At 74.6% G+C, this 2,501-nt stretch carries 3 protein-coding genes; 1 reads left to right on the top strand and 2 read right to left on the bottom strand.

The genetic code is table 11. The features are described 5' to 3' along the window. Positions 1-21: 21 nt before the first annotated feature. Positions 22-912 (bottom strand): TIGR01777 family oxidoreductase, encoded by an 891-nt coding sequence (locus tag ACYVE9_RS22745; RefSeq protein WP_461029755.1) that lies wholly within the window; start codon positions 910-912, stop codon positions 22-24. 50 nt (positions 913-962) lie between these two features. Between ACYVE9_RS22745 and ACYVE9_RS22740 the strand changes: the two genes are divergently transcribed. Continuing rightward, entirely contained in the window at positions 963-1,487 is a 525-nt protein-coding gene (locus ACYVE9_RS22740; protein ID WP_461029754.1) for a GNAT family N-acetyltransferase, read from the top strand. A gap of 77 nt (positions 1,488-1,564) precedes the next feature. On the opposite strand, the gene ACYVE9_RS22735 is transcribed toward ACYVE9_RS22740, so the two are convergent. After that, entirely contained in the window at positions 1,565-2,083 is a 519-nt protein-coding gene (locus ACYVE9_RS22735; protein WP_461029756.1) for a DUF4240 domain-containing protein, read from the bottom strand. Positions 2,084-2,501 lie beyond the last annotated feature (418 nt).

The following is a 2,501-nucleotide window of genomic DNA, read 5'->3' as shown; positions in this document are numbered from 1 at the left end:
CGCTCCGGCGCCCGCGCGGGCTCAGCGCAGCGCCGCGCGGATCGCGTCGTCCACCGCGGGGTACTCGAACCGGAACCCGGACTCCAGCAGCCGCACCGGGATCACCCGCTGACTGCCCAGCACGTCCTGGGCGAACTCACCCAGGGCCACCCGCAGCACCGGAGCGGGCACCGCCGCGATCGTCGGGCGGCGCAGCACCCGACCCATGGCGGCGGTCACCTCCCGGTTGGTCACCGGATCGGGGGCGGTCAGGTTCACCGGCCCGGACAGCGACTCGGTGTCGATCAGGTGCCGCAGCGCGGCGACCTGGTCGTGCAGCGCGATGAAGCTCCAGTACTGCCGCCCGTCACCCATACGGCCGCCCATGCCCGCCTTGAAGATCGGGAACAGCCGTCCCCAGGCGCCGCCGTCCCGGGAGACGACCAGGCCGATGCGCGGATGCACCGTGCGGATGCCCGCCTCGACGGCCGGTGCCGCGGCCGCCTCCCACTCCTGGCAGACCTCCGGCAGGAACCCGGTGCCGGGCGGATCGCTCTCGTCCACCGCCCGGTCGCCGGTGTCGCCGTAGTAGCCGACGGCGCTGCCGCTCACGAAGACCCGGGGCGGCGTGCGCAGCCCGGCGAGCGCGGTGGCGACGGTGGCCGTGCCGCGCACCCGGCTGTCCCGGATCACCCGTTTGTAGCTCTCCGTCCAGCGCTTGTCGCCGACCCCGGCCCCGGCCAGGTGGACGACGGCCTCGCAGCCCTCCAGGCCGGGTGAGTCCACCCGGCCGGCCTGCGGGTCCCACTCGACCTCGTCGGGTGCGGACGGGGGGCGCCGCACCAGCCGCATCACCTCGTGGCCGTCGCCGCGCAGCGAGCGCACGAGGGCCGAGCCGATGAGTCCGGATGCTCCGGTGATCACGATTCGCATGGGCCCATCCTGATGGACGCCGGACCGCCGGGCGAGGCAGAGTGCCGGGCATGAACCGGGAACTCCTGATCCGTACCGCTGTGGCCGCGGACGACGCCGAACTGGCCGCGCTGGACGGGCGGACCTGGTCGCCGCTGCACGCCGTCACCCCGCGACCGCTCCCGCCCCACCGACCGTTCTTCGACGACCGCAACCTGCCGCGTCAGCACCTCGTCGCCGAGGTGCGGGGCCGGACCGCCGGTTACCTGCGGCTGGTCGCCCCCACACCGCTGGAGAGCAACCGGCACGTCCGCCAGGTACAGGGCCTGGCGGTGGACGAGTGGGCCCGCGGTCGCGGCGTCGGCCGCGCCCTGCTGCGGGCCGCACTCGACACCTGCCGGCGCCAGGGCGTGCGGCGGCTGACGTTGCGGGTGCTCGCCCACAACACGCCCGCCCGCCGGCTCTACGCGGCGGAGGGCTTCGCCGTGGAGGGCGTGCTGCCGGGGGAGTTCCTGCTCGACGGGGAGTACGTGGACGACGTGCTGATGGGCCGGACCGTGACCCCCGCGCACCCCGGCCGGTCCGGAGCCGCCTGACCCGCCGACAGCCGCCCGTCGGTCCCGGGCCGCCCGGTATCGGCCCCGGGCGGCCCCGGCCCGTCCGGGGCCGCCGTCTACTCCCTGAACCGGGCCCACAGCAGCGGGAACTGATCGGCCAGGACCTTGTCGTCCTCCAGGTCGAGGGGCGAGCCCAGCGGTTCGGCGGGCTGCTCGGGCCCCAGCTCGGGCAACTCGGCGCCGGTGAGCTGCTCGTACGCCTCGTCGGCGGCGAAGCCCAGTTCCTCGCCGTCGCCGTCCTCCTCCTCGTCGAAGTCGCCGAGCAGCCGGGCCAGGGTGTCCGGGCCTCCGTGCAGCGCGCCTTCGAACACCTCCCGGCCCTGGCCGATCAGCCAGCAGCGGAACGAGTCGAAGGCGTCGTCGCTGGCCCCGTCGAGCAGGATCCAGGCCGCGCCCCACAGGTCCCAGCGGTAGGAACGCTGGTACCGCGCCTCGAAGTGGCGGGCGAAATCGACCACCGTGTCGGGATCCAGGCCGGTCAGCCGGTCGACCAGCAGCTCCGCCTGCTCCACCGGGTCACCCTCGGCGGTCTCGCGGGTGCTGTCGATGAGCTGCCAGAACTCGTCCTCGTGCATCGTCACGGCACCAGCATCGGGCCTGACACCTCCGTACGCACGCGGAGCCGCCCAGATGCGGCCGAGCCGTTACTCGCGGCGCCCTCCGGGCCGAACGCGCGTCGAACACGTCTCGAACGCCTCGCCGTGCCACGCCGAGCACCACCGTTTGTTGTGACCGTCGCACGAATCCGTCGTTGACCCCGGATGTGCGGTCGCCGTGCGGCCGCGCCGAAGCCGATCGCACTCCAGGGGAGCGCAGAACGCCATGGGGACGGACAGACAGCACCAGGACCCGACGCACCAGGACCGCACGGCCACTGAGCGCACGGCCACTGAGCGCACGCCCACGACCTCCGCGCCCACGGACCCCGCCGGGGGGTCGGCGGCGCCCGCGCACTCCGAGCCGACGCGCCGGGCACCGCACCCCCGTGACCCC

Source organism: Streptomyces sparsus, from assembly GCF_054776295.1.
The sequence above is the reverse complement of the archived record's forward strand: the minus strand, read 5'-3'. Positions and strand labels throughout refer to the sequence as shown.

Coding starts and splice junctions, on each gene's coding strand:
- ACYVE9_RS22735 (WP_461029756.1), bottom strand. CDS start 2,083: ATGCACGAGGACGAGTTCTGGCAGCTCATCGACAGCACCCGCGAGACC.
- ACYVE9_RS22740 (WP_461029754.1), top strand. CDS start 963: ATGAACCGGGAACTCCTGATCCGTACCGCTGTGGCCGCGGACGACGCC.
- ACYVE9_RS22745 (WP_461029755.1), bottom strand. CDS start 912: ATGCGAATCGTGATCACCGGAGCATCCGGACTCATCGGCTCGGCCCTC.